Source organism: Pseudomonas sp. 13B_2.1_Bac1, from assembly GCF_025466155.1.
In the GTDB taxonomy this organism is placed as follows: Bacteria; Pseudomonadota; Gammaproteobacteria; order Pseudomonadales; family Pseudomonadaceae; genus Aquipseudomonas; species Aquipseudomonas aylmerensis.
Window position 1 is genome coordinate 52209 of the sequence record NZ_JANLOH010000001.1, and the last position, 20133, is coordinate 72341.

General features: G+C 60.0%; 28 protein-coding genes. 18 read left to right on the forward strand and 10 right to left on the reverse strand.

Going from position 1 to position 20133, the window contains the following annotated elements; translation table 11 throughout:
* The first annotated feature begins 3 nt into the window (after positions 1-3).
* The 14 genes from NTD80_RS00305 (at position 4) to recX (ending at position 8759) form a co-directional block, all read left to right on the forward strand.
* A complete protein-coding gene (locus NTD80_RS00305; protein ID WP_201143626.1) occupies positions 4-204 on the forward strand; it encodes a hypothetical protein in 201 nt (66 codons plus the stop codon).
* A gap of 2 nt (positions 205-206) precedes the next feature.
* Positions 207-1373, forward strand: a complete 1167-nt coding sequence (locus tag NTD80_RS00310) for a phage tail protein (protein WP_065903306.1) — start codon at positions 207-209, stop codon at positions 1371-1373.
* Positions 1373-1879 carry a phage major tail tube protein gene (locus NTD80_RS00315; RefSeq protein ID WP_262131628.1) on the forward strand — a complete coding sequence of 169 codons (507 nt, stop codon included), beginning with the start codon at positions 1373-1375 and terminating at the stop codon, positions 1877-1879. Before NTD80_RS00310 ends, NTD80_RS00315 begins: the two co-directional genes overlap by 1 nt.
* Before the next feature lie 182 nt (positions 1880-2061).
* On the forward strand, positions 2062-2634 hold the full coding sequence (locus NTD80_RS00320; RefSeq protein WP_262131629.1) for a phage tail assembly protein: 573 nt from the start codon (positions 2062-2064) through the stop codon (positions 2632-2634).
* Positions 2631-2756 (forward strand): hypothetical protein, encoded by a 126-nt coding sequence (locus NTD80_RS00325; protein ID WP_034102430.1) that lies wholly within the window; start codon positions 2631-2633, stop codon positions 2754-2756. Before NTD80_RS00320 ends, NTD80_RS00325 begins: the two co-directional genes overlap by 4 nt.
* Positions 2757-2762: 6 nt before the next feature.
* Entirely contained in the window at positions 2763-3914 is a 1152-nt protein-coding gene (locus NTD80_RS00330; protein WP_262131630.1) for a hypothetical protein, read from the forward strand.
* The gene (locus NTD80_RS00335) at positions 3914-4297 is read left to right on the forward strand and encodes a phage tail protein (protein WP_262131631.1); all 384 of its coding nucleotides are present in this window, start codon (positions 3914-3916) and stop codon (positions 4295-4297) included. Before NTD80_RS00330 ends, NTD80_RS00335 begins: the two co-directional genes overlap by 1 nt.
* Positions 4290-4502 carry a tail protein X gene (locus NTD80_RS00340; RefSeq protein WP_262131632.1) on the forward strand — a complete coding sequence of 71 codons (213 nt, stop codon included), beginning with the start codon at positions 4290-4292 and terminating at the stop codon, positions 4500-4502. Before NTD80_RS00335 ends, NTD80_RS00340 begins: the two co-directional genes overlap by 8 nt.
* A 9-nt stretch (positions 4503-4511) precedes the next feature.
* On the forward strand, positions 4512-5522 hold the full coding sequence (locus tag NTD80_RS00345) for a contractile injection system protein, VgrG/Pvc8 family (protein ID WP_262131634.1): 1011 nt from the start codon (positions 4512-4514) through the stop codon (positions 5520-5522).
* A 21-nt stretch (positions 5523-5543) separates the two neighbouring features.
* The gene (locus NTD80_RS00350) at positions 5544-6101 is read left to right on the forward strand and encodes a glycoside hydrolase family 19 protein (RefSeq protein ID WP_262131655.1); all 558 of its coding nucleotides are present in this window, start codon (positions 5544-5546) and stop codon (positions 6099-6101) included.
* Positions 6089-6559 (forward strand): lysis protein, encoded by a 471-nt coding sequence (locus tag NTD80_RS00355; RefSeq protein ID WP_262131635.1) that lies wholly within the window; start codon positions 6089-6091, stop codon positions 6557-6559. The genes NTD80_RS00350 and NTD80_RS00355 overlap by 13 nt, the downstream gene beginning before the upstream one ends.
* Positions 6560-6640: 81 nt before the next feature.
* Positions 6641-7141, forward strand: a complete 501-nt coding sequence (locus tag NTD80_RS00360) for a CinA family protein (RefSeq protein WP_065903282.1) — start codon at positions 6641-6643, stop codon at positions 7139-7141.
* An 83-nt stretch (positions 7142-7224) separates the two neighbouring features.
* Complete coding sequence (gene recA, locus NTD80_RS00365) at positions 7225-8283, forward strand: recombinase RecA (RefSeq protein WP_010170065.1); 1059 nt, start codon at positions 7225-7227, stop codon at positions 8281-8283.
* 8 nt (positions 8284-8291) lie between these two features.
* On the forward strand, positions 8292-8759 hold the full coding sequence (gene recX / locus NTD80_RS00370) for a recombination regulator RecX (RefSeq protein ID WP_262131638.1): 468 nt from the start codon (positions 8292-8294) through the stop codon (positions 8757-8759).
* A gap of 247 nt (positions 8760-9006) precedes the next feature.
* Here recX and NTD80_RS00375 read toward each other — a convergent pair whose 3' ends face one another.
* Positions 9007-10119, reverse strand: a complete 1113-nt coding sequence (locus NTD80_RS00375; protein WP_120447754.1) for a TIGR00730 family Rossman fold protein — start codon at positions 10117-10119, stop codon at positions 9007-9009.
* 377 nt (positions 10120-10496) lie between these two features.
* Complete coding sequence (locus tag NTD80_RS00380; protein ID WP_120447755.1) at positions 10497-10937, reverse strand: PA3611 family quorum-sensing-regulated virulence factor; 441 nt, start codon at positions 10935-10937, stop codon at positions 10497-10499.
* A gap of 178 nt (positions 10938-11115) precedes the next feature.
* On the opposite strand from NTD80_RS00380, the gene NTD80_RS00385 reads away from it, so the two are divergent.
* The 3 genes from NTD80_RS00385 to NTD80_RS00395 all read left to right on the forward strand — a co-directional run bounded on the left by NTD80_RS00385 (position 11116) and on the right by NTD80_RS00395 (position 13175).
* Entirely contained in the window at positions 11116-11835 is a 720-nt protein-coding gene (locus NTD80_RS00385) for a tRNA-uridine aminocarboxypropyltransferase (RefSeq protein ID WP_201143633.1), read from the forward strand.
* 251 nt (positions 11836-12086) lie between these two features.
* Positions 12087-12737 (forward strand): response regulator transcription factor ErdR, encoded by a 651-nt coding sequence (gene erdR, locus NTD80_RS00390; protein WP_065903269.1) that lies wholly within the window; start codon positions 12087-12089, stop codon positions 12735-12737.
* Positions 12738-12812: 75 nt separating this feature from the next.
* Positions 12813-13175, forward strand: a complete 363-nt coding sequence (locus tag NTD80_RS00395; RefSeq protein WP_017137081.1) for a diacylglycerol kinase — start codon at positions 12813-12815, stop codon at positions 13173-13175.
* A 3-nt stretch (positions 13176-13178) separates the two neighbouring features.
* On the opposite strand, the gene NTD80_RS00400 is transcribed toward NTD80_RS00395, so the two are convergent.
* Complete coding sequence (locus tag NTD80_RS00400) at positions 13179-14105, reverse strand: LysR family transcriptional regulator (protein WP_010212678.1); 927 nt, start codon at positions 14103-14105, stop codon at positions 13179-13181.
* 124 nt (positions 14106-14229) lie between these two features.
* On the opposite strand from NTD80_RS00400, the gene fpr reads away from it, so the two are divergent.
* Positions 14230-15009, forward strand: coding sequence for a ferredoxin-NADP reductase (gene fpr, locus NTD80_RS00405; protein ID WP_003189055.1), 780 nt, complete (start codon positions 14230-14232; stop codon positions 15007-15009).
* 81 nt (positions 15010-15090) lie between these two features.
* Here fpr and tsaA read toward each other — a convergent pair whose 3' ends face one another.
* The 7 genes from tsaA to NTD80_RS00440 form a co-directional block, all read right to left on the reverse strand.
* Entirely contained in the window at positions 15091-15786 is a 696-nt protein-coding gene (tsaA, locus tag NTD80_RS00410; protein ID WP_262131642.1) for a tRNA (N6-threonylcarbamoyladenosine(37)-N6)-methyltransferase TrmO, read from the reverse strand.
* A 58-nt stretch (positions 15787-15844) separates the two neighbouring features.
* Complete coding sequence (locus NTD80_RS00415; protein ID WP_043048901.1) at positions 15845-16306, reverse strand: DUF1456 family protein; 462 nt, start codon at positions 16304-16306, stop codon at positions 15845-15847.
* Positions 16307-16374: 68 nt separating this feature from the next.
* Complete coding sequence (locus NTD80_RS00420; RefSeq protein WP_065903263.1) at positions 16375-17085, reverse strand: rRNA pseudouridine synthase; 711 nt, start codon at positions 17083-17085, stop codon at positions 16375-16377.
* Positions 17086-17268: 183 nt separating this feature from the next.
* Positions 17269-17739: a GNAT family N-acetyltransferase gene (locus NTD80_RS00425; RefSeq protein WP_262131644.1), complete on the reverse strand. Its 471-nt coding sequence runs from the start codon at positions 17737-17739 to the stop codon at positions 17269-17271.
* A gap of 103 nt (positions 17740-17842) precedes the next feature.
* On the reverse strand, positions 17843-19183 hold the full coding sequence (gene rimO, locus NTD80_RS00430) for a 30S ribosomal protein S12 methylthiotransferase RimO (RefSeq protein WP_003231334.1): 1341 nt from the start codon (positions 19181-19183) through the stop codon (positions 17843-17845).
* A 180-nt stretch (positions 19184-19363) separates the two neighbouring features.
* A complete protein-coding gene (locus NTD80_RS00435) occupies positions 19364-19699 on the reverse strand; it encodes an addiction module antidote protein (RefSeq protein ID WP_106804992.1) in 336 nt (111 codons plus the stop codon).
* A complete protein-coding gene (locus NTD80_RS00440) occupies positions 19696-20019 on the reverse strand; it encodes a type II toxin-antitoxin system RelE/ParE family toxin (RefSeq protein ID WP_262131646.1) in 324 nt (107 codons plus the stop codon). Before NTD80_RS00440 ends, NTD80_RS00435 begins: the two co-directional genes overlap by 4 nt.
* Between the last annotated feature and the right edge of the window lie 114 nt (positions 20020-20133).

The window sequence follows — 20133 nt, forward strand, 5'->3', positions numbered from 1 at the left end:
CACATGGCAAACCGCCAAACCTACACCGTCCTCATCCCTTTCCCCACCGGCGCCGGCCATTGGTCCACCGCCGGCCAGCAACTGGAACTGCTGGACGTCGAAGCATCCGCCCTGCGCACCGCCGGCCGCCTGGAACTCACCAGCGTCCTTGCTGCGCAGCAAACCATCCCGGCCAAAAAGGCCACCACCAAGAAGGCTGACTAATCATGGCTGAGGTTTTGAACTTCGAGCACAACGGCATCACCGTGAATGCCACTGAATCTCCCGAGGCCATGGGTGGCCTTGGCGACAACGTGATTGGCCTGGTCGGCACTGCGCCGAATGCGCATGCGTCGATCCCCAAGAACGCGCCTTTGCGCATCAACAGCTTCACCACCCAGGCGCTGCTGGACCCCACCGGTGCTGAGTCGGGCACGCTGTTTCACGCCGTCTACCAGATCCTCAAAGTGGTGAAGGTACCGGTGTACGTGGTGATCGTGGAGGAGGGCGCGACACCGGCCGACACCCTCAACAACGTGATTGGCGGTGACGAGCCGATCACCGGTCGCAAGTTGGGCCTGGCGGCACTGGCGAATGTGCCGGAAGACCTGACCATCATCGGTGCCCCGGGCTTCACCGGCACCAAGGCCGTGGCCGGCGAGTTTGCCGCGTTCGGCAAGCGCATCAAGGCCCGCGTGGTGCTGGATGGCAAGGACGCAGCAGTGGCTGACCAGGTGACCTACAGCGGCGAACTGGGCGGTGCCGACCTCGGTTTCGACCGGTGCCTGCTGGTGCACAACATGCCGTCGGTGTACTCCAAGGCCGCGAAGAAAAACGTGTTTCTCGCCCCCTCGTCCCTGGCTATCGCCGCGTTGGCGAAGGTCAAGCAGTGGGAAAGCCCGGGCAATCAGGTGACGTTCGCCGAGGACGTTTCCCGCGTGGTCGAGTACAACATCCTCGACACCTCCACCGAGGGCGACCTGCTCAACCGCTACGGCGTGAGCTACTACGCGCGCACCATCCTTGGCGGCTTCTCGCTGCTGGGCAACCGCTCGATCACCGGCAAGTTCATCAGCTATGTGGGCCTTGAAGATGCGATCAGCCGCAAGCTGGTCAAGGCCGGCCAGAAAGCCATGGCCAAGAACCTCACCAAGTCCTTCATGGACCAGGAAGTCAAGCGCATCAACGACTGGCTGCAAACCCTGGTCGCCGACGAAACCATCCCCGGCGGCAGCGTGTACCTGCACCCGGAATTGAACAGTGTCGAAAAGTACAAGAACGGCACCTGGTACATCGTCATCGACTACGGCCGCTACGCGCCGAACGAACACATGATTTATCAACTCAATGCCCGCGATGAAATCATCGAGCAGTTCCTGGAGGACGTTCTCTAATGTTTACCAATCGAGTCAGACAGGCCATTGCGGCCACCCTTCAAGGCCTGCCGTTGTCCGCGACGGTGGAGGAGTTCTCCCCGCCGAAGATCGAGTTCGAAATGGAGCCCATGTCCGGCGGGCGCTTCATCGCCGAAGAAATGGCCAAGAGCGGCAAAGTGCTCGGCGCAACCCTGGTGCTGCAAGGCGCCGGCCCGGAAGTCATGTTGGCGCTGGGCGTGCGCCTGGGTGATGACATCCTGCTGAACGTGCGCGAAGCCGGCCAGGACCAGGACGGCAAGACCTATTTCACTTACCACACAGTCGGCGGCAAGCTGAAATCCCTGACCGAGGCCAAGCTGAAAATGGGCGAAAAGGCCACCACCACCCTGGAGCTGTCCTGCCGCACTTACAACCGCTTGGAAAACGGTATTTCGGTGATCGACATCGACGTGCGCACCCAGAAGTTCGTGCTCAACGGCGTCGACATCCTCGGCGACGCGCGCCGCGCTGTATTGATGCCGTAAGGGCTACCGTGACCTGAAGTGGACACAGCCGATGTGGGCGCCGGGCTTGCCCGCGATGCAGGCGGCTCGGTGTGCCTGATGCACTGAGCTGTTGCCCTCGCAGGCAAGCCAGCTCCCACATTGACCGCGCGCAGCTTTAGATTTGCGCTGCTTTCAACATCGCTTAAACAAGGAATTGCCCCATGGCCTGGATGCCACCGCTGCATGTCCTGCTGTCCCCGATCACCGCCGATACCGGCGCGACGATCCAGCAGGTTCAACTCAAACCGCTGTACTACGCCGCGCAAAAAGACGCGCTGGCCCGGGCCGGTGATGACGAGGATGACCAGTTCTTCGAACTGGCGAAACTCGCCACCGGCCTGTCGGAAAAAGAGCTCGACCAACTCAAGCGACCGGACTACGTGACCATCGCCCAATACGTACACGAGATGTCGACTCGTCCGGCGTCGTCCTTCCTTGGCGAACAAACGGAATCGACCCACGACCAGCCCGTCCAGCTGTTGCTGCCCCTCGACGCAGCCGGCCGCACCCTGACTGAACTGGTCCTGGAAATGCCCGCCCTGCGCGCCACTAAGGTGATGAAGAAACTCGCCACCAACAAGGAGCGCGCCGAATTCATCACCGCGCATTGCAGCGGCTTGATGATCCCCGATCTCGCCGGCCTGACCGTGCCCGACTGGACCGAATTGCAGGAGCGCATCGACCATTTTTTAAATCAACCGGCGGCCTTCTTTCGCAACGCGACATCGAAGTGATCCTCGATGTGGTGCCGCTGGTTTACTCGGTAAATGAAGCGGAGATCCTCGATTGGGATGCCGCAAAAGCATTGCGCCGCTACGACATCGCGATGACTCGCCTTGGCGTTAAACAGGAGTAGAGCGGGATGCAAGAGACTAAATATGGGATCAGGCTAGCCCAGGAGGACTTCCGCTGGATGTTCGGCGAGGCGGATCTAGGCAATGTGCTGGCACCGTTTTCCACAAGTGCTGCGGCACCTGTAAGCCTGGAGGCGGCCTCGCAGCTGCCGTTCGAACTGCGCTCCGCGTTGGTCACCCTCAGCGTGGACATCAACGCCTTGACCCAGGAGCAAGTGCGACTGCGCGAGACGCTGGAGACGCTCAACAGCACGTTGTTCATCAATGGCGACTCTCTGGTGCCCAAAGCGGCTGATGTTGCCACGAGCGCATTGAAAGATGAGCCCAAGAAGCCCGCTGATGGTGATCTTGCGAGCGCGGCCAAGGCGGTTGGAGGCGAGTTGTGGGACGCGTTGAAAAGCAAAGCAGCTGAAAAAACGATTGATTTGGCCTTTGACCTATTTATTAAGGGCGCCAAAGGTCTCAAAAACCTGGGTTGGCTTGGTTCAGGCCTAACGAACCCGTTCGGAAAAAAACGCCAGGCCTTGGTTGCTTCGCCACCAGGCATTCAACCGGGTGCGACCACGCAAAGCTTTCAATCCTTTGCCGGGGCAAGCGTTGCAGCACCAACGTTATCGCGGCTAAACCTATCTTCGGGTGCCCTGAACGATGCCTTTGCCACGCTTGGATCCACCGGCATTCGACGGCTGGCGCCATTGAGAACCGCCGAAGCCACCCTGGACGTGATTCAGGGCGTACGCAACGGCGACGCAAAAGCCATCGGCACCGGCCTGAGTACGGCCGGCGGTGCCTGGGCGGGCGCTTCCGCCGGCGCGGCAATTGGCACTCTGGTCTTCCCCGGCGCAGGCACTGTGGTCGGCGGGGCCCTGGGTGGCTTATTGGGCAGTGAGGCAGGCGCCTGGCTGGGTGAAAAACTGTTCGGTTCGAGTGACCGCCTGCCGCCGCCGAACGCGGTCAGCAAAGAGCTCAACAGCGCTCGCGCCGACAACGTTCAAGTTTCGATTGCCCCGAGTATCCAGATCACCGGTGTCAACCCGGCAGACGCCCAGCAAGTGGCCAATCAAGTGATCCAGGCCCTGCAATTTCAATGCGTGCCAATGCTCACCGACTCGCTGGGGATCCGGCGCAACGCGGCACTGACCGACCCAGGAGGTGATTAATGCGACAGCAAATGGTACTGGGCGACTTTATCTTTGGCCTTTCCCGAGGGTTTGCCTATTCCACGTTGGTCCGTGACAGCGACGGCGGCTGGAGCGACCTGACGATAATCGCCAGCAAGCCGCAGTCGCGGCAAAGCGGACAGAAGCTGGAAAAACTCACGTTTACCGGCACCGCCATGTACGGCATAGGCATGCAGCGACTGGATGAACTGCGCGCGCTGCAAAACAAGCGGGTGCCTTTGCCGCTGGTGGATGGGATCGGCCGCAACTGGGGCCTGTGGCGTATCAATTCGGTGCTGGAAAACCAGCGCAATGTGATTGATGACGGCACCGCCATGGTCATGACTTGGACCCTTGAACTGGGGGAATTCGTCAATGCGTAGAGTGCGAAGTATCGCCGGTGATTCGGCCAATCTGCTGCTCTACCGTGAGTTGGGGCGTTGCGACGATGTGGCTGAAGAAACCCTGTGGCGCTTGAACCCGGATCTTGCCGAGTACGGCCCGGTGCTACCGGCGGGCGTGTGGGTAATCGTGCCGGAGATGCAATCACGGCCGACTGCGTTGCGGCCTGTCCTGGCGTGGGATTGAGGAGGTTTTATGGCTCAGGGATTTACGCCGATCGTGGAGTTTTACGGCGCCAATGCGGCATTGCTTAATCAACGGATCATGAGCTGGAGTCACACCGACGCGGCGGGTATCGAGTCTGACCGGCTGGAGCTGACGCTCAATATCGAAGACCTTGAAGGTCTGCCGAGCTTGAGCGGCAAGATCGGCATGCGCGTCGGTTACTCAGAGTCGGGACTGGTAGAGAAGGGCGAGTTCGTGATTACCCAACGCACCCCCGTACTGTTTCCCATGCGCCTGATGATCGTCGCGACGGCCGCACCTTTCAGCGTGGGCGACCCGCGCGGCTACCGTCAGCGGCGCTCTGCCAGTTACGGGCCTACGACCCTGGGGGCACTGTTTCGGCAATTGGTCGGCCGGCATGGTTTTTCGCCGCGTGTGGCGCCGTCGCTGGAGGGGATTGCGATTGCTCATATCGACCAATCCAATGAAAGCGACATGGCGTTTATCACGCGACTGGCCAGGCGCTACCACGCGGTGACGAAGCCGTTCAACGAGCTGTATGTGCTGGCCGAAGCGGGGCAAGTCAAATCGGTGTCCCTTAAACAATTGCCGGAGGTGAAGTTGTCCGTGACCCAGGATAACCGTCCCGGTGACCAGGCCTTCATAACCGCCACGCTCAACGATAAAACCCGCTCCAAATACATGGGCAGCCGTGTCACCTGGTGGGATGTTGCCGGTGGCAAACAGCACGTGGTCGAGGTCGGGGTCGCGCCTTTCAAGACCCTGCGCCAGCGTTGCCAGAACGAAGAGGAAGCGCGTGCCGTCGCTGAAGGTGAGCTGCGTCGCGTCGGGCGAGAGGGGCTGGAGATGGTGATTGATTGCCCTGGTAACCCGTTGGTGGCTGCCGAAGGGCTGCTGCGCCTGGATGAAACCTGGCCGGCGTATATGCAAGGCCAGTGGTCGATAACCAAGGTGATCAATGTGGGGGACCCGGTAAAGGGCTATCGCAGCACGATCACGGCCGGTGGTTTATCTACATAAGGACCTTTGAAGGTGAACGTGGTGGTGATAACTCAGCCCCAATTGATCCAAATCATGCCTGGAGCCCGCCGTGTAGCGGGCATTTTTTTAGCGGCTTTCAATGTCGCCTTTATCCGGTACCAGATCAACAGCGTGCAGCGCGCTGCCGCCTTTCTCGCCCAGATCGGCCACGAGTCCGGCGAATTGCACTACGTGCGCGAACTGGGCAGTGACGCGTATTTGAGCAAGTACGATACCGGTGCATTGGCTGTGCGCCTGGGCAACACGCCCGAAGCGGATGGTGACGGCCAACTGTACCGGGGGCGGGGGCTGATCCAGATCACAGGCCGTCGCAACTACCTGGCCTGTAGCCAGGCACTGTTCGGCGATGATCGTCTGTTGCGGGAACCGACATTACTGGAGCAGCCGCAATGGGCGGTCGAATCGGCCGCCTGGTTCTGGCAGAGCAACGGCCTGAACGAGCTGGCGGATCACGACCAGTTCACCACCATCACACGGCGTATCAACGGTGGGCTCAATGGGCTGGAGGACCGTTTGCGCCTGTGGGCACGCGCGAAGGCGGTGTTATGCGTGTCTTAGGCGTGTGCCGCCTGATCGGTGTCTGCCTGCTGGTGGCTGTTGTCTGGCAGGTGCAGGCATGGCGGTACGGGGGGCAGATTGAACGCTTGTCGGCACTGCAGGCGCAGGCAATATCGCAGCAACAACAGGCTGAACAGGACAAACGGCTGGCCCTGGAGCAACAGCTCAGTGCCAGTGACCAACAACATGCCCGGGAATTGAGCGATGCCCAACGTCATCAGGCAGCTCTGCGTGATCGCCTGGCCACTGCTGATGTGCGGCTGTCAGTCCTTCTCGACGCCTCCAGTGGCTGTCCAGTGCCAGCCACTGCCACCGCCGGCGGCGTGGTTCATGCAACCGCGCGAGCCCGACTTGACCCGGCGCATGCTCAGCGAATTATCGGCATCACCGACGACGGTGATAACGCCCTGATTGCGTTGCGCGCCTGCCAGGCGTATGTGCGCGCCATCGCCCGCTAATCTCTTGATCCAGTCTGTCGCTTGCATGCGCGATTTGCTCCTGTAGGGTAGGCAAACCCCCACCCACTTCTGGAGACGACCGTGAAGGAAATCACTCAACTTGCCGCTGAACTGGGTCGCCGCTTGCAGGTACTCAATGCGCACGTCACCACGGCCGAATCCTGCACCGGTGGCGGTATTGCCGAGGCGATCACGCGGATCCCCGGGAGTTCGGCGTGGTTCGAGGCAGGGTATGTCACCTATTCCAACCGTCAGAAAACCCGACAGTTGAATGTGCCCGAGGCGTTGTTTCCCAAGGTCGGTGCGGTCAGCCAGGAAGTGGTCGAAGCGATGGTGCGCGGCGCCCAGGAAAAAAGCCTGGCGCGGTTTGCCGTGGCGGTGAGTGGAGTGGCCGGGCCGGATGGCGGTTCGCCGGACAAACCGGTGGGCACGGTGTGGCTCGCGTTTGGCGTGGGTGACGAGGTTACGGCCGAGCTTGCGCACTTCCCTGGCAGTCGCGACGAAGTCCGCCGACAGACGGTAAAGGCCGCCCTTGAAGGCTTGATGCGACGAGCTGCAGCAGAAATAGACAATCAGGGGTAGGCGATCTCTGATCTTTGTGGAACAATACTGTCTACTTATACAGGTGTTGGCCGTCAGGCCTTATTGATTACGTGAGGACTTTAATGGACGACAACAAGAAGAAAGCCTTGGCTGCGGCCCTGGGTCAGATCGAACGTCAATTCGGCAAGGGTGCCGTAATGCGTATGGGCGATCACGACCGTCAGGCGATCCCGGCTATTTCCACTGGCTCTCTGGGTCTGGACATCGCGCTCGGCATTGGCGGCCTGCCAAAAGGCCGTATCGTTGAAATCTACGGTCCTGAATCTTCCGGTAAAACCACCCTGACCCTGTCGGTGATTGCCCAGGCGCAAAAAATGGGCGCGACCTGCGCGTTCGTCGACGCCGAGCACGCCCTGGATCCTGAATACGCCGGCAAGCTGGGCGTCAACGTTGACGACCTGCTGGTTTCCCAGCCGGACACCGGTGAGCAAGCCCTGGAAATCACCGACATGCTGGTGCGCTCCAACGCCATCGACGTGATCGTGGTCGACTCCGTGGCTGCCCTGGTGCCAAAGGCTGAGATCGAAGGCGAAATGGGCGACATGCACGTGGGCCTGCAAGCCCGCCTGATGTCCCAGGCGCTGCGTAAAATCACCGGTAACATCAAGAACGCCAACTGCCTGGTGATCTTCATCAACCAGATCCGTATGAAGATCGGCGTGATGTTCGGCAGCCCGGAAACCACCACCGGTGGTAACGCGTTGAAGTTCTACGCTTCGGTCCGTCTGGACATCCGTCGTACTGGCGCGGTGAAAGAAGGTGACGAGGTGGTGGGTAGCGAAACCCGCGTTAAAGTCGTGAAGAACAAAGTGGCCCCGCCTTTCCGTCAGGCCGAGTTCCAGATTCTCTACGGCAAGGGTATCTACCTGAACGGCGAGATGATCGACCTGGGCGTGCTGCACGGCTTCGTCGAGAAGTCCGGTGCCTGGTATGCCTATAACGGCAGCAAGATCGGCCAAGGCAAGGCCAACTCGGCCAAGTTCCTGGCGGACAACCCGGATATCGCCGCCACGCTTGAGAAGCAGATTCGCGACAAGCTGCTGACTGCAGCGCCAGACGTGAAAGCTGCCGCCAACCGTGAGCCGGTTGAAGAAGTAGAAGAAGTCGACACTGACATCTGAAGCAAACGATGACAGTTGTACTGGATACACTCGTCGCCATTCGGCGCACTGCGATGGACCTGCTCGCTCGTCGCGAGCATGGTCGAGTCGAGCTGACGCGTAAGCTGCGTCAGCGCGGTGCGGAGCCTGAGATGATCGAAACCGCCCTCGACCGGTTGACGGAAGAGGGGCTGCTTTCCGAATCCCGTTACCTTGAAAGCTTTGTGTCCTACCGAGCCCGCTCGGGCTACGGCCCGGCGCGCATTCGTGAGGAACTGAGCCAGCGAGGCCTGCAACGCGCGGATATTGACCTGGCCCTGCGAGAGTGCGGAATCAGTTGGCAGTCGCAACTGGAGGACACTTGGCGTCGCAAGTTCTCGGGCCATCTTCCCATCGATGCCAAAGAGCGCGCGAAGCAAGGGCGCTTCCTGAGTTATCGCGGGTTTTCGATGGACATGATCAGCCGCTTGCTCAGCGGTAAGGCCATGGACGACTGACACCTTGATGCCTCGCCTGCTCTGATACCCCGTCTCCCGTGGCAAACGAGTTTCTGTAGCAAACGGGCCTCTGTGGTACACCGACTTCTATGGCAAACGGGCGTCTGTGGCAAAAGGGCTTCTGTGGCGAGCGGGCTTGCCCCGCGTTGGGCTGCGAAGCAGCCCCAATCCCCTCCACCCGCCCAAAATGATCCCCCCAAAAGGCCCACTATGAAAATAGTGGGCCTTTTGTCGTTCCCTCAAAAAATCAAGCCGGCTCCGGCGCCAACCGCTGCTGCGCCTTCCCCTGAGCCTGTGCCCAGTTCTCCGGCAAGTTGATGTAATCCACCAACTCTCGCAACCGGCCCTGATCGCGGCCATTGAAGTTGAACACCAGCCGCGTCAGATGGCTGAACCTTGGCTCGTCATGCTCCTCGCCCGTGTAGGCAAGTTGCTGGAACTCCCCACTCAATCGCAGGCTGGCAAACTCGCTTTGCAAATGGGCCAACGCTCGATCACTGAGCGGGTGATTCATGCGCACCACAAACTCGCGTTTCAGCCAGCGTGTGGAGTGGAAGTTGGCATAAAACTGATTGATCTCTTCCACCGCCTCTTCGGCGCTGTAGACCAGCCGCACCAGCTTGAGGTCAGTCGGCAGGATATAGCGATTGGCTTCCAGCTGGCTCCGGATGAAGTCCAGGGCGCCCTGCCAAAAGCCGCCTCCGGGTGCATCCAGCAATACCACGGGCACCAGTGGGCTCTTACCGGTCTGGATCAGGGTCAGTACTTCCAGGGCTTCATCCAGGGTACCGAAACCGCCCGGGCACAACACCAACGCATCGGCTTCCTTGACGAAGAACAGCTTGCGAGTAAAGAAGAAGTGGAACGACAGCAGGTTCTCGGTGCCATCGATAGTCGGGTTGGCATGCTGTTCAAATGGCAGGGTGATATTGAAGCCCAAGCTGTGTTCCAGGCCGGCACCTTCATGAGCTGCCGCCATGATGCCGCCGCCGCCGCCCGTTATCACCATCAGGTCCGAGCGTGCCAGGGCCGCGCCCACTTCCCGGGCCAGCGCGTACAGCGGGCTTTCCACCGGGGTACGGGCCGAGCCAAACACCGTGACTTTGCGCCGGCCCTTGAACTGTTCCAGTACACGGAAGGCATGGTCCAGCTCGCGGATGGCTTGCAAGGTTATCTTGGCGTTCCAGCGGTTGCGGTCATCCTGGGCCATGCGCAGCACGGTCAGGATCATGTCGCGATACAGGGGAATGTTCGGGCTGTTGGGAGCGACCAGTTGGAGTTGTGCTTCGACCTGTTGTGTCAGGTCGGTCCCGTTTTCTTCAAAATGACGGAGCAGGCGGTCATTCGGTTCGTAAGGCATTCAACTTCTCCTTCTTCACAGAGACCGGGCCATCGGCGAGAGATTCGTCCGGGGGCCACGACACTGCATGTGTCGCTGCATACCCAATGCATTGCACGTGTTCGCCAGGCAGCAAACGGGCTCTGTATGTTCCTTGTGATTTAAAAACCTTTGCACTGCAAGTCGCAGGAGGGCAACCCTCTTTTGCCCTGAAAATGTTACAGAACGGCGTGGAAACCGTTGTGGACGGGCGGTTGGGATAGCTTGATCATGGGCCGAAAAACCCTTGGCTGGCAACCGCTTATTGGTCACTCATCAGCAAGTTTAGCCGTGTAAAGGGAGTTGACGCGGGGGGAGTGCACGCCACCGAAAAGCAGCGCGCTGGGGGCAGGCAAGGGTTACTTTTTCTTCTTGGCGGCAGCCGGTGCCGGGCAGTCCGCTTCCACGAACTTCACCGATGCCACAGGACGGTTGGTCTTGTTCTCGGTGATTTCGTAGCGCATCACCACGCCCTTGGCCATCAGCTCGCGATAACCTTTGTTCAGGCACACGCTTTGACCCAGCTGGAAATACACAGCCTTGGGGTTGGCGCGCATCTGTTCGGCGCGGTCGGGCTGTACGCTGAGATGATCGATCAGTTGCATGCCTTCAACGGTGTAGGCCACTTCCAGGGTTTTTTCGTCGATTTCCCGGGGCAGGTCCTTGTTGCTTTCGGCCGCGACGCTTTGCAGCTTCCGGTTCATTTGGGCCTCCAGCAGCGAGGCTGCCTGGGCGCCCACGGGCAATACCAGCGCAAGGGCGATGGAAGGGGCGGCAAGACGCAGCATGGAACGCAGCATGAAACTCTCCTGATTCGGTTACTGGTGCATAGACCAGCCACTGCGCTGTGCGTTCAGTGGCGCGCAATTATAGGTGAGCCGTTGCCAGTACAGCCAGGCGTATCGCTGGTAAACTGCCGCCACTTCAGTCTTCCACGAGTTTTTCCGTGTCGATCTACCCCTCTTTACGGCTCACCCAATGAGCCACGCCGTTTCCCGCCTGCGTACCCAGCGCCTGGCGCGGGCCGTCAGGCCGTTTCTGAACCGTGGCTCGCGGGCCGAACGCTGCCCCGGCTGCCGCGTGATCCCCGAGTATTGCCTGTGCGCCTGGCGACCCAAGGTGGCGGCCAGGTCGGCCATGTGCCTGTTGATGCATGATGTCGAGCCGATGAAGCCCAGCAACACCGGCTGGCTGATTGCCGATGTGATCGACGACACCACGGCGTTTGCCTGGTCGCGCACTGAAGTCGACCCGGATTTGCTCACCTTGCTGGCTGACCCGCAGTGGCAACCCTATATCGTATTCCCCGGCGAATTTGTCGCGCCCGAGCGAGTCGTCAGCGCAGTGGCGGTGGAGGAGGGCAAGCGCCCGTTGTTCATCCTGCTGGATGGCACGTGGAGCGAAGCGCGCAAGATGTTCCGCAAAAGCCCGTACCTGGAGCATTTGCCGGTATTGAGCCTGGCGCCCGAGCAGCTCTCGCGCTACAAACTGCGTCGCTCCAAGCGCGATGACCATTTCTGCACCGCCGAAGTCGCGGCCTTGTGCCTTGAGTTGGCGGACGATGGCGCCGCCAGCGAAGTGCTGGATGCCTACCTCGACGTCTTCAGCAGCCATTACCTGGCCGCCAAGTTCCAGCTGCCCCTGGACCCGACCGACATCGTCCATACTCGTCTGGCACCTTATATACCTGCGGTATAACCAGACGACGTTTGCATGATGGCACCGTAAACCCGCGCCCCGCTAAAATGCCCGCGGGCGTAGTGCTTGACCCCCCAGGCTGCGCTGGGCATGCTGGGCGCCGATTGGGGTGCAACCGTGAATTTTCGACGTCGTTCAAGTGCTTTTGACGTTGAACGTACCCTGTGGCGTCGGCTGCCTGGCTGTCGCCTTGTGTCTTGGTGAACCCTGAACCCATCAGGGCTGCCATAAAAAACAGGATCATTTAATCAATGGCCACATACGAAATCCTGATAGCCGATGACCACCCGCTGTTTCGCAGTGCGCTGCATCAAGCCGTCACCCTGGGCCTGGGCCCTGACGTACGCTTGGTCGAAGTGGCCAGCATTGCCGAACTGGAAGCCCGCCTCACCGAAAAATCCGACTGGGACCTGGTGCTGCTCGACCTGAACATGCCGGGTGCCTACGGTTTCTCCGGGCTGGTGCTGCTGCGCGGGCAATACCCGCAGATTCCCGTGGTGATGGTTTCGGCCCAGGAAGAAGCCGACGTGGTGGTGCGCTCCAAGGAGTTTGGCGCCAGCGGTTTCATTCCCAAGTCCAGCTCGATGGAAGATATCCAGAAAGCAGTACGCACCGTGTTGGATGGCGATGTGTCCTGGCCGCCGCAGGCGTTTGAAGAAATCAACGTGTCCGACGAAGCCAAGGCCGCCCGCGATGGTCTGGCCAGCCTCACACCCCAGCAGTTCCGCGTGCTGACCATGGTCTGCGAAGGCTTGTTGAACAAGCAGATTGCCTTCGAGCTGAGCGTGTCCGAAGCGACGATCAAGGCCCATGTGACGGCGATCTTCCGCAAGTTGGGAGTGCGTACACGCACCCAGGCTGCGCTGCTCTTGCAACAACTTGAGTCAATTTCGCAGCACTAAGCTGTCAGCGATTCACGCTTTTTTGACTTGGCGTGATCTAGTTTCCCCACTTCTTTGGTTCAGTTGCCTACGTCTATGTCGCCTTTCAAGGGTCAAACCGGTATCAAACGTATCTTCAATGCAGGGGGTTACTCCCTGGATGGCCTGCGCGCGGCGTTCACTGGCGAGGCGGCGTTCCGTCAGTTGGTGCTGCTCAACGTCATCCTGATCCCGCTGAGCTTTTTCCTGCACGTCAGCCGGGTGGAGCGGGCGTTGCTGATCGCGGTGTGCCTGCTGGCGCTGATCGTAGAATTGCTCAATTCGGCGGTAGAGGCGGCCATCGACCGTATTTCCCTGGACCGCCACCCGTTGTCGAAAAATGCCAAGGACATGGGCAGCGCCGCGCAATTTGTAGCACTGACCATGATCACGCTGGTGTGGGCCGTTATCCTGATCTAACCCTCAGGCAATGCTTGGCAGCACGATCTCGTCGCTGCGCTGAACCCCGGCGGTGAAGGCGCGGCACAGCTCGAGGAATTCGCGCATCGCCGAGGTCTGGTACTTCTGTTTATGCCAGATGAAGTAGAACTGCCGGGCCAGGTCCAGGTCCGGGGTTTCCACCGGTACCAGGCTGCCACGGCGGAATGCATCGCGCAGCGCCAGGCGAGAGATGCAGCCAATCCCCAATCCCGACTCCACCGCCCGCTTGATCGCCTCGGTATGTTCCAGCTCCAGGCGGATATTCAGCGCGCTGCGGTGATGGCGCATGGCCTGGTCGAACGTCAGGCGCGTACCTGAGCCTTGTTCGCGCAGGATCCAGGCTTCGTGGGTCAGCTCGTCCATGCTCGCCACACCGCGCTTGGCCAGGTGATGCTGCGGCGCGCAAAACACCACCAGCTCATCTTCTACCCAGGTTTGTACCTCGATGTCCGGGTGGCTGCAGTCGCCTTCGATTAGACCCAGGTCAATTTCGTAGTGCGCCACCTGGTGCACGATATGTGCAGTGTTCTGCACATGCAGCTTCACCTGGCTCTCGGGGTGCTGTTGCATGAAGCTGCCGATCAGCAACGTGGCCAGGTAATTGCCGATGGTCAGGGTGGCGCCCACCGCCAGCGAGCCGAAGCCGGACTTGCCGTTGAGCAGGTCCTCGATCTCCTTGGCCTGGTCCAGCAGCGCCACCGCCTGGGGTAACAGCTGGTGACCCAAGGCGTTGAGACTCAGGCGCTTACCGGCGCGGTCGAATAATTGGCAGCTGGATTGGCGCTCCAGCTCGGTGATCGAGGTGCTGGCGGCGGATTGCGATAAGGCCAGAAGGCCAGCAGCGCGCGAGACGCTTTCCTGCTGGGCGACGGCGACGAAGACTTGCAGTTGACGGAGAGTAAATCGCATATCGATATAACCGATAACCCTTATCTTAATAATCCAGTTAACAGATATTGTCGCCGCCATTAGAATGCTGTGCAATTGCGCACCTATCATTTGGCGCAGACCCATTTCCAGGAGTCCCCCGTACATGAGCAACATGAACCACGAGCGTGTCCTCAGTGTTCATCACTGGAACGACACTCTGTTCAGCTTCAAGTGCACCCGCGATCCGGGCCTGCGCTTCGAGAACGGTCAGTTCGTGATGATCGGCCTGCAACAGCCCAACGGCCGCCCGCTCATGCGCGCTTACTCGATTGCCAGCCCGAACTGGGAAGAGCATCTGGAGTTCTTCAGTATCAAGGTGCCCGATGGCCCGCTGACTTCCCAATTGCAGCACTTGAAGGAAGGCGACGAGATCATCATCAGCAAAAAACCGACAGGCACCCTGGTGCTTGACGATTTGAAGCCGGGCAAACACCTGTACCTGCTCAGCACCGGTACTGGCCTGGCGCCGTTCATGAGCGTGATCCAGGACCCGGAAACCTACGAGCGTTTCGAAAAAGTGATCCTGTGCCACGGCGTGCGTTACGTCAATGAAGTCGCCTACCGCGAGTTCATCACCGAACACCTGCCGCAGAACGAATTCTTCGGCGAAGCGCTGCGTGACAAGCTGATCTACTACCCGACCGTGACCCGCGAGCCGTTCGAGAACGAAGGCCGCCTGACCGACCTGATGCGCAGCGGCAAGCTGTTCAGCGACATCGGCCTGCCGCCGATCAACCCCGAGGACGACCGCGCCATGCTGTGCGGCAGCCCGAGCATGTTGGATGAGACCAGCGAAGTGCTCAACAGCTTCGGCCTGAAGGTTTCGCCACGCATGCGTGAGCCGGGTGACTACTTGATCGAACGCGCCTTCGTCGAGAAGTAATCCGTGTAGGAGCCGGCTCCTACAGTAAAAAGAAAAGCCCGCGTTGCCTGAAGGCAGCGCGGGCTTTTTCATGTCTGCGGTTTACTGGGCCGCAACCACTTCCAGCACGCAAATCATCCCGGCCTCTGGATAGTGCCAGCGCACATCCACGTCCCAGAACTGCGCGCCATATTCACGCTCCGGCCCCGGGGTTTGATACGCCGGCCGCGGATCCTGGGCCAGGCACTGCTCGATCAGCGCCAACAACGGCTCGTCAAGGCGCTGGGCGTGGCCTTGTGCCTGATGCAACGCGGTCTTCAGCCACTGCACCGTAATCAGCGGCGGCGCGCTGCTTGCGATGTGGTTGGTGGCCGTGTCGATGATGTCGGCATAGGGCACATACGGCTTGATATCCAATACCGGCGTGCCATCGAGCAAATCGATCCCGGAAATCCACAGCTTGCCCGGTTCGACCCTGTCCAGCTTGACCACCGATTGACCAATCCCGTTGGGACGATGCGTCGCGCGGGTGGCAAATACGCCCATGGACGTGTTGCCGCCCAGGCGCGGCGGGCGCACCTTGAGGCGCGGTTTGTCTTCCAGTGCCTGGTGAAACAGGAATAACAGCCACACATGGCTGACCTGTTCCAGGCCCTGCACCGCCTCACCCTGGTCGAACGGCGCGACCAATTCCAGCACGCCCCGTGCGGCAGGCGCCAGTTGCGGCTGGCGCGGGATGGCGAACTTCTCCTTGAAACAGGAGCGGACAAAGCCGATGGGCGAGACGCTGTAACTCATTTTTGAAGCCTCAAGTGGCAAGCTGCAAGCTCTTGGCGCTTGAAGCTTGTAGCTGTTTTTAAGCTCTGACGCGCAGCGTCAGCCCCTTGAGGAAGTTGCGCAGCAACTGGTCGCCGCACGGGCGGTAGTTGGTGTGGCCGAACTTGCGAAACAGCGCGCTCAGCTCCGGCTTGGACACCGGGAACTCGGCGGCCTTGAGGATGGCGTGCATGTCGTCTTCCTTCAGCTCGAAGGCCACGCGCAGCTTCTTGAGGATGATGTTGTTGGTCACCGGGGTCTCGATCGGCTGCGGCGGACGGCTTTCGTCCTTGCCGCGCTTGAAAATCACCAGGCCGTCGAGGAAATGGGCCATGACTTCATCCGGGCAGAACACAAAGCCTTCTTCCTCATCTTTCTTGAGGTAGGTCAGCAGGTCTTCCTTGGTCACGTCCATGCCGCCGAGTTTGATGATCTCGACCATCTTGTTATCGCTGATATCGAGCATGTAGCGCACGCTGCGCAGTACGTCATTGTGAATCATGGTGGGCAATCCTGGTTTTCAACGGTGGACACCGCCGGGTGAGGCGGTATCGAGAAAAGGTGCGCGGCTTAGAACTTCTCTTTGCCGGACATATAGCGCCATTGGCCAACCGGCACTTTGCCGATGGACACGCCGCCGATGCGGATGCGGCGGATGGCGACGACTTTCAGGCCAACGGCTTCGCAGAACAGGGCGATCACGCCCGGTTGCGGGTTTTTCATGGCAAAGCGCAGGCGGTTTTCGTTCTGCCAGCTGGCTTTCACGGCAGGCAGCTCTTTGCCTTTGTAGGTCAGGCCGTGGTTCAGGCGGTTGAGGCCGTGCGCAACCATGTCGCCTTCGACCTCGACCACGTATTCCTGCTCGATCTTGGCGGCATCGGCGGTCAACTTGCGCAGGATCTTCCAGTCCTGGGTGAAGACCAGCAGCCCGCTGGCCTTGGCTTGCAGGTCGGCGCTGGCGCTCAGGCGCAGGAAATGGCCCTTGAGCGGGCGTTTGCCGAAGCGATGCTCCTCGGACAAAGTCTCGGCGCTGATCGACGCCAATGCCGTCTCGGCATCCACGCCGGCAGGCGCGTGCAGCAGGATGGTCACCGGCTCCGGCGCAGTGGCCTTGGCTTCGGGGTCCAGCTCGACGTTCTGCGTGGTGACCTTGAACTGCGGCTCGTCGATCACTTCGCCGTCCACCGAGACCCAGCCGCCTTCGATAAACAGCTCAGCCTCCCGACGGGAGCAACCGACCAGTTCGATAAGGCGTTTGGAGAGGCGTATGGGGTCAGTCATGACAAGGGCCGTAACAAAAGGGGGCGGTTATTGTACCTGCCTGGCGCCGGTTAATCCCGGCCCCATTTCAGTGCTGCTGCTTTTTGTCGGAGCTTGCCTGCGATGGCGTCGCCTCGGTACACCTGATACACCGAGTTGTCTGCATCGCAGGCAAGCCAGCTCCCACAGGTGTTCTGCGCTGTGTCAGCCACTGCGTAGGTGTTGCTGCTGGCGCAAGCGCATGTGCAGCAGCGGATACGGCTGCCCAAGGCCATCATGCTCCGTGCGCCCGATCACCTCGAACCCTTGCTTGAAGTAAAACCCCAGGGCCTGCGGGTTTTGTTCGTTCACGTCCAGTTCGTCGGCATTCATGCGCTCGACCGCGTAGCGCAGCAGTTGGCGGCCGAGGCCCTGGCCCCGGTGCTGCGGGTCGATGAACAGCATCTCGACCTTGCCCGCAGCGACGCCGGCAAACCCGGTGATGCGTTGGCGCGAGTCCTTGGTGCAAATCAGCATCACCGCGTCCAGGTAGCGGGTCAGCACCAGGTTTTTCAGCAACTCGATGTAACTGTCTGGCAGAAAATCGTGGGTGGCCCGCACCGATGCCTCCCAGATGCGTGCCAATTCGGCGTAATCGCTGATTTTAGGTGTGTGGATAACCGAATGCTGACGCATGCCCGCTGCCCCTTTGCCTTGATGTGCGCTGATGGGCAAAACGATAGACCTAAAAAAGCCCCGCATCTTGTCCAGAGGCAGGGCTTTTTCAAAATATTACACGTCAGTCACGCTTCTCGGCCCACAGGTCGTATTCGTCGGCGTCCGTCACGGTGCACCAGACCTTGTCACCCGGCTTCAAACCGCTGGCATCGTCGATAAACACGTTACCGTCGATCTCCGGGGCATCGAAGAAGCAGCGGCCGACCGCGCCTTGTTCGTCGACTTCGTCGATCAGCACTTCGATTTCCTTGCCGATGCGCAATTGCAGGCGCGCCGAACTGATGGCCTGCTGGTGCGCCATGAACCGCTCCCAACGGTCCTGCTTGACGTCGTCCGGCACCACGGCCAGGTCCAGCAGGTTGGCCGGAGCGCCTTCCACAGGCGAGTACTGGAAGCAGCCGACGCGGTCCAGTTGGGCCTCGGTCAGCCAGTCCAGCAGGTACTGGAAGTCTTCTTCGGTTTCGCCGGGGAAGCCGACGATAAAGGTCGAGCGAATGATCAGCTCCGGGCAGATCTCGCGCCAGTTCTTGATGCGTGCCAGGGTCTTGTCTTCGAAGGCCGGGCGTTTCATGGCTTTCAGGACTTTCGGGCTGGCATGCTGGAACGGGATGTCCAGGTACGGCAGGATCTTGCCGGCGGCCATCAACGGGATCAGCTCGTCCACGTGCGGGTACGGGTAAACGTAGTGCAGGCGCACCCACACACCGAGGCTGCTGAGGGCTTCGCAGAGTTCGGTCATACGGGTTTTCACCGGCGCGCCGTTCCAGAAACCGGTGCGGTATTTCACGTCGACGCCGTAGGCGCTGGTGTCCTGGGAGATCACCAGCAGCTCTTTCACGCCGGATTTGACCAAACGCTGGGCCTCGTCCAGTACATCACCGACCGGGCGGCTGACCAGCTTGCCGCGCATCGAGGGGATAATGCAGAAGCTGCAGCTGTGGTTGCAGCCTTCGGAAATCTTCAGGTACGCATAGTGGCGCGGGGTCAGCTTGATACCTTGCGGCGGCACCAGGTCGATCAGCGGGTTGTGGTCCTGGCGCGGCGGCACGACTTCGTGCACGGCGTTGACCACCTGCTCGTACTGCTGCGGGCCGGTCACGGCCAACACGCTTGGGTGCACGTTGCGGATATTGCCTTCTTCCACGCCCATGCAGCCGGTCACGATGACCTTGCCGTTTTCCTTGATGGCCTCGCCGATCACTTCCAGCGACTCCGCCTTGGCCGAGTCGATGAAGCCGCAGGTGTTGACCACCACCACGTCGGCGTCCTGATAAGTGGACACCACGTCATAACCTTCCATGCGCAGTTGGGTCAGGATGCGTTCGGAGTCGACCAGAGCCTTCGGGCAACCCAGGGAAACAAAGCCAACCTTGGGGTTGGCCTTTGCGATGGTGGTGGACATGTCTAACCTCGGTATTGAATGACGCCGCCAGTCGGGCACGACAGGGCTGCGGACGGGCACTTGGTGTGCCTCTGATCAAAAAGTGCGCAATTCTAGCGACGGGCAACGCACTTGACCAGCTTTATGCAGGGAAATGCGACGAGTGCTGCGTTGGGTAATTCGCAGAGCCCTTCCACGCTCTCAAGCCCGCACGTCCTGCTCCGTGCGGTGCGCTACGACTTTGGACATGCCCACCCCCAATGCCTGGAGCACTTTCAGCAGGGTGGAAAGTTTTGGGTCGCCGCCGACGGCAATGGATCTGTAGAGATTAGCTCTATTGAGCCCGGTGTTCTGCGACAAGCTGAGCATTCCGCCACGAGCTTCCGCCACTCGACGAATAGCGACAAGAAACGCGTCCTCACCCCCCGCTTCATCGATTTCCTCAAGTGCGACGGACAGATATTCCAGGGCAAATGCTTCGTCGTCTCGGAGCATTTCAAGAACACTCTCTTCATGAGAACGAGTACGAATGGTCATTTTTGCTGCTCCTTGTAGGATTTCCAGAGAGCCTTGGCCTGATCGATGTCGTTCTGCTGTCTGGCCTTTGAGCCACCACCCAACAGGAAAACAATTTTTCGATCCGCGATTGCGTAATACACGCGAAACCCAGGTCCGAAGTCGAGCTTCATCTCAAAGACCCCATCACCCACCGGCTCCGTCACCCCAAAGTGACCAAGGCATGCTCGGTCCACTCTGGTGGTGATTCTTGCTTTTGAACGGGTGTCTTGCACGGTGTCCAGCCAAGCTTGGTAGATGTCTACGCCGTTGACTGACAGGACGTGTTTCACTTCGTACATAAGGAATGTACCTTAAAAGAGACAGGTCGATGATTGAGTTTTTGTATCGACTGCGCGCCGCAGGGGCACGATTGATGGATCAGGTAAGCCGGTCAAGGAAACACCGCTTGCACC

Bases quoted from the DNA above. Each gene is read 5' to 3' on its own strand.
- NTD80_RS00345 (WP_262131634.1), top strand. From the start codon at position 4,512: ATGGCTCAGGGATTTACGCCGATCGTGGAGTTTTACGGCGCCAATGCG.
- NTD80_RS00425 (WP_262131644.1), bottom strand. From the start codon at position 17,739: ATGCGTCAGCATTCGGTTATCCACACACCTAAAATCAGCGATTACGCC.
- NTD80_RS00385 (WP_201143633.1), top strand. From the start codon at position 11,116: ATGAGCCACGCCGTTTCCCGCCTGCGTACCCAGCGCCTGGCGCGGGCC.
- NTD80_RS00435 (WP_106804992.1), bottom strand. From the start codon at position 19,699: ATGACCATTCGTACTCGTTCTCATGAAGAGAGTGTTCTTGAAATGCTC.
- NTD80_RS00340 (WP_262131632.1), top strand. From the start codon at position 4,290: ATGCGTAGAGTGCGAAGTATCGCCGGTGATTCGGCCAATCTGCTGCTC.
- recA (WP_010170065.1), top strand. From the start codon at position 7,225: ATGGACGACAACAAGAAGAAAGCCTTGGCTGCGGCCCTGGGTCAGATC.
- NTD80_RS00440 (WP_262131646.1), bottom strand. From the start codon at position 20,019: ATGTACGAAGTGAAACACGTCCTGTCAGTCAACGGCGTAGACATCTAC.
- NTD80_RS00375 (WP_120447754.1), bottom strand. From the start codon at position 10,119: ATGCCTTACGAACCGAATGACCGCCTGCTCCGTCATTTTGAAGAAAAC.
- NTD80_RS00400 (WP_010212678.1), bottom strand. From the start codon at position 14,105: ATGCGATTTACTCTCCGTCAACTGCAAGTCTTCGTCGCCGTCGCCCAG.
- NTD80_RS00380 (WP_120447755.1), bottom strand. From the start codon at position 10,937: ATGCTGCGTTCCATGCTGCGTCTTGCCGCCCCTTCCATCGCCCTTGCG.
- NTD80_RS00305 (WP_201143626.1), top strand. From the start codon at position 4: ATGGCAAACCGCCAAACCTACACCGTCCTCATCCCTTTCCCCACCGGC.
- fpr (WP_003189055.1), top strand. From the start codon at position 14,230: ATGAGCAACATGAACCACGAGCGTGTCCTCAGTGTTCATCACTGGAAC.
- NTD80_RS00415 (WP_043048901.1), bottom strand. From the start codon at position 16,306: ATGATTCACAATGACGTACTGCGCAGCGTGCGCTACATGCTCGATATC.
- NTD80_RS00320 (WP_262131629.1), top strand. From the start codon at position 2,062: ATGGCCTGGATGCCACCGCTGCATGTCCTGCTGTCCCCGATCACCGCC.
- recX (WP_262131638.1), top strand. From the start codon at position 8,292: ATGACAGTTGTACTGGATACACTCGTCGCCATTCGGCGCACTGCGATG.
- tsaA (WP_262131642.1), bottom strand. From the start codon at position 15,786: ATGAGTTACAGCGTCTCGCCCATCGGCTTTGTCCGCTCCTGTTTCAAG.
- NTD80_RS00335 (WP_262131631.1), top strand. From the start codon at position 3,914: ATGCGACAGCAAATGGTACTGGGCGACTTTATCTTTGGCCTTTCCCGA.
- NTD80_RS00395 (WP_017137081.1), top strand. From the start codon at position 12,813: ATGTCGCCTTTCAAGGGTCAAACCGGTATCAAACGTATCTTCAATGCA.
- NTD80_RS00315 (WP_262131628.1), top strand. From the start codon at position 1,373: ATGTTTACCAATCGAGTCAGACAGGCCATTGCGGCCACCCTTCAAGGC.
- erdR (WP_065903269.1), top strand. From the start codon at position 12,087: ATGGCCACATACGAAATCCTGATAGCCGATGACCACCCGCTGTTTCGC.
- NTD80_RS00420 (WP_065903263.1), bottom strand. From the start codon at position 17,085: ATGACTGACCCCATACGCCTCTCCAAACGCCTTATCGAACTGGTCGGT.
- NTD80_RS00310 (WP_065903306.1), top strand. From the start codon at position 207: ATGGCTGAGGTTTTGAACTTCGAGCACAACGGCATCACCGTGAATGCC.
- rimO (WP_003231334.1), bottom strand. From the start codon at position 19,183: ATGTCCACCACCATCGCAAAGGCCAACCCCAAGGTTGGCTTTGTTTCC.
- NTD80_RS00330 (WP_262131630.1), top strand. From the start codon at position 2,763: ATGCAAGAGACTAAATATGGGATCAGGCTAGCCCAGGAGGACTTCCGC.
- NTD80_RS00355 (WP_262131635.1), top strand. From the start codon at position 6,089: ATGCGTGTCTTAGGCGTGTGCCGCCTGATCGGTGTCTGCCTGCTGGTG.